Source organism: Pseudomonas sp. FW215-R2 (assembly GCF_058789255.1).
Map to the genome: position 1 here is coordinate 1 of NZ_JBYTBO010000048.1, position 4,067 is coordinate 4,067.

Annotated in this window: 3 protein-coding genes; all 3 read right to left on the minus strand. The window is 44.9% G+C overall.

What is annotated here, in order from left to right:
• Positions 1-4: 4 nt before the first annotated feature.
• Positions 5-931 (minus strand): hypothetical protein, encoded by a 927-nt coding sequence (locus tag AC3WRD_RS29785; RefSeq protein ID WP_146013120.1) that lies wholly within the window; start codon positions 929-931, stop codon positions 5-7.
• Between the two features lie 188 nt (positions 932-1,119).
• A complete protein-coding gene (locus AC3WRD_RS29790; RefSeq protein WP_102622806.1) occupies positions 1,120-2,361 on the minus strand; it encodes a hypothetical protein in 1,242 nt (413 codons plus the stop codon).
• A gap of 294 nt (positions 2,362-2,655) precedes the next feature.
• Positions 2,656-3,822 carry a restriction endonuclease gene (locus AC3WRD_RS29795; RefSeq protein ID WP_102622805.1) on the minus strand — a complete coding sequence of 389 codons (1,167 nt, stop codon included), beginning with the start codon at positions 3,820-3,822 and terminating at the stop codon, positions 2,656-2,658.
• Between the last annotated feature and the right edge of the window lie 245 nt (positions 3,823-4,067).

Below are 4,067 nucleotides of genomic sequence, written 5' to 3' on the forward strand. Positions count from 1 at the left end.
TCTGTTATTGTAAATTCCAGTCACTGAGTTTGATCTTGTAATTCGCCTCAAGAAAAGCAGGTAGGTCCTTATGCTGAACTGTCTGGAAAAATTGAGCTTTGTCAGTATCAAAAACAGAAAACTTCAAATTAATCTTGGTTCGATCAAATTTTCTGCCAATCGCAGAGTACAAAACTTCAAAAAGGACGAAAGGCCAGTCTTGAGTACTGAATACATGCTTTGAATCACCTTCATGATTGCTCCCACAATAAGCTTTTCCGCCAATTATCAAAACAGTCCAAGAAGGGCCTTGAGAGCGAGATTGGCTATCACTCGCAGAATTCATAAAACATGACATCCCTGGGTTTGAAGAGGTATGTTTTTGCGATAGTTTATGAGTGAACGCATTTCTCTGGGAATAAAGAAAGTCAAGCTTTAGCCTATATAGCTTTGCTTCGCTAGTGACTGGCAAGGACGGATACATCGTGTTTTTATTTTCAGGCTTCAGAGATTCTGGATGGCGTTTGGAAACGCTGACTGACGCGAGCAGATGAGCTAATGCGCTAGGAGGGAGATTTTCAACTCCAGCATGAAATGCTCTAGTTGGCCCATAAATCTTATTGTAATACTCATGAAGCGCTTTTGCGCTTCCTATAAACTCACCGCCTTCAGAGTCTAGGCTTTCAATCGCCTTCCTATGCTCTGAGAGAATTTCGGTTTTTTTGCTGGAAAGCCACTCATAAAATGTGATGAATTTTCGTGACTGCCCTAGTAAGTCGAAGCAAGTAAGCAGAAGATAAACGACAAGTGCTTCACGCTCGTGTCGTGAGTGATGAACGAAATTTTCGGTTTCGTCCACGGAATAACCTTCAGCACCAGGAAGTGCGTCAGACTCCTCCAAGAGCTCTTGTGCTAAAGTTAATCTGGCGAAGATCAATTTATTTTTATTCATGTGCTAGCCATTTTAAAAAATGGGGACTAAAAAATGGGGACGGATTTATTTTCCACGCTAGACGGTAGAAGAAACGCCGAAAGACGGACCGCAACACTCGAATCAACGCAGATAAGTCCATATTAGTCTACTTGATAAAATCTCAGGATCTGAAAGAACCCTTAAGAAAAAAGTTTGAAAGCATCACCTTACAATTCGCTTGTTGTTTTTTCTAATAAATCCTTGAATATCTTGTGAATGGTACTTGCATCACCTGTTTCTTTGAGGATATACGCGGCACGATTGTAATTTAATTTCTGTATATTCATAAAGCAAATGGCGCCGGCAGACAAAAAGCGAAGTACTTCTTTGTGCGCAGGTAGCGTAGGCTCGTCGAGATAATCATCCTCGTAAGATTGTTCGTATTGGGATTTCTCCCAAAGAACTCCAGAACCATCATCCAATACTAGTCCTGTCTGCGCTCTATATAATTTGGATTCGGTTATGTATGGGTCCTTTCCTTGGTGTGCCTGTTCGTCTGAGTACATAAAAACCAATGGAGAGACGTCGTTATTTAGCTCGGGGATGTAAATCATCATTCCAGATAGTTTAAATTGATAGCCGCACTCATTGTCTTTTGTATAAATTGTAACGACTCCATCGTCAGAGATGTCCTGTACTATCGCATGTCCAGAGCAATGCTCGTTGATAAAATCACAGCCAAATGTGAGTCCCCCTTCTTGGATTTCTTTGAGTATTGAATGAGCGATATTAGGGTCTTCTACCAGTATCGCATCTGGCGCCCTTGTTCCTTTGATTGAGTTCTTCTGTAGCGCCCTAATTAAACATTCTACAGTGGCTGCTTTCACATCATTACTCAGCTTGCCGTATACGGCTTTTGTCACTCGGTATGCCCGGTCCAAATCTGTGCGCTCTTGCCCTCTTAGGTAACTCTCTCCGATAAGAGGGCCGAAAAGCTCATCGAGATCGTCTAGAAGTTTTACTATGACGTTTGAAACTTCATCCTCATTTAAAAGTACCGCGCTGTGAGTGATGCTGTTTCTCCATTTTTCTACTTTTAATAAGACCTTCCATAGCCGCTCTCGAACTTCTACTCCACAGATATCTCGAAGTCTTTCAAGTGACTCTCTATAGGTGACAGTATGAACACCTTCCATCTCGAACAGCTCAACAATTTCTCTTGCTCTTCGTTTTTTAAATGCAGCTTTGAGCTTTGAGATATCAGAATATATTAATAATTCGTTTTTTTCTTTCAATATGTACTTTACAAGTATTTCTATACCGTGCTGAATTGAAAGTACAGAATCCTTTAGCGCTGAAAATCTTTTGGTCTCATCTGCACTCTCACCCAGAAGCTCCCCGTACTTACCTAAGTGCTCATATCCTTTTAGAAGAGAGTCTAGCCCATTATCAATGAGTGATATTTTCATTTATTCACCTTGTCCATAAGTTTTTAATCTTGTTTGTGTGGCACTGATCATAGCCCGCACCGGGGGGGGGATGGGGCGCGCAGGCGCTCAGGCTGGCAATCTTATAGTCAGCATTAAGCTTGATTCAAGAAGGCCTAGTGCAACCTTAAAAATGCTACTACAAAGAAAAAATCTGATGAAAATCTACTTACCCCACTCCGCCGATATGAAAAATTGAAAAACGGGGACAGATCTATTTTCATCGTATCTATTTCCATCTTGGTGAAACAGGTCGGATCCATGGCCCATCCTCAACTAACTTTCCTCAGCCTCTGCTTGAAACACCTCAATGAGCTTCTGGTTGTAATCATCAAGGTAATTCTGCAACCCCTCACGATCAATCAATCGCACTCCGGCTGTACCGGCCAACTCCTTCGCGGACTTTGTGTAGTAGGAATTGGTAACCACCATCGCCTCGTCGCACGCATAGAACGCTTTGGCGGAGATTGCTTGCTGCACTGCGGCATTTCCAACAGAGCCCGTGTAGTTTTTGGCCTGGATAACCATGTTTTTGCCGAACCGACTGACAAAAAGGTCGGCGCCCTGATCGGCCGTCTTTTTTGTTTCCTTCACGTCAAACCCGATAGTTTGGAAAATCTCGACCAGGAATGCCTCAAACTGAAAGCCGTCCATAGCATCCACGAGATACATCGTGATGAATCGATTCGGATTGAAGTGTTCGAGCTGACTCCCAAGGCGCTCCACCAGAATGTGGAAGTAGATGCTTTCGCACCAACCGAGCCCCTTACGGAATTCGGCTAGTGGTAGTAATGGAACACCGGCCGTCGTTCCTGCCTGAGGGGTAAATTGAATGCTTGGGTACGAAACGTCGTTTTCCCAGAGATAGTAGTAAAACAGAGCGAGGTCGGATCGAAAGGTTGTCCCGGCCTCCTCGATCCAGGAGCGGAGAGTCTCCGTCAGATCCGTTTTGATGTGGCGGCTGAGTTCTCTGGAAAAGCCGAGATAGACAGAGTTGAACGCAGTGGTCAGAAGCAATTTGTCCAAAAGCGAAGGTTGCCCCTCAAGCTCATCAAACCCTTTGCGAATCAGAACCTCACGGAACAGCTCGCGTTCGGTGTACACCCCATCGAACCTGGGACCGGGCACGCCAACATCAGAGCTACCAGAAGCAGTCTCACGAGTGGTATGTATGAAGTTCGTAAAGTACGGCTGCTTGAGTTGCCCATACTTTCTCAAAACGTTGTTGAGCAGATCGTTCAACTGTGCCTGTTCTTTCTTTTTCCCTAGAAAATCCTTGATGAGTCCTTTGGATTGGTACTGAAAATCGGGATAGAACGAAGGATCTAGGGGAGTCAGATGCTGAGCGCGCAATTCAGCCGAGGGAGAGACCTGTGAGCTGTTGCACCATGGGCACGCGGTTTCAAATGTCGTCTTATTGCATCCGTTGCACTGGTAAATCATCGATGTCCGTTCCTAGATTGATTTTTTTCCGGTGCCCTCCGAGCGCCGCTGCAATCATTAGCTCGCACTGGCTCGGGGAAGACACTACGCAGAAGAAATACCGCAACAGGCGAACCGACGATAGCCCAGTGCCACCTTCCCGTCTATATGACTATTGGACGAGTCCGCGTTAAGGAGCAGAAATGGTGACGGCTCCAAAGCTCACCCCTCATCAACCCGCCCCCCAACCCACTCCCGACTATACC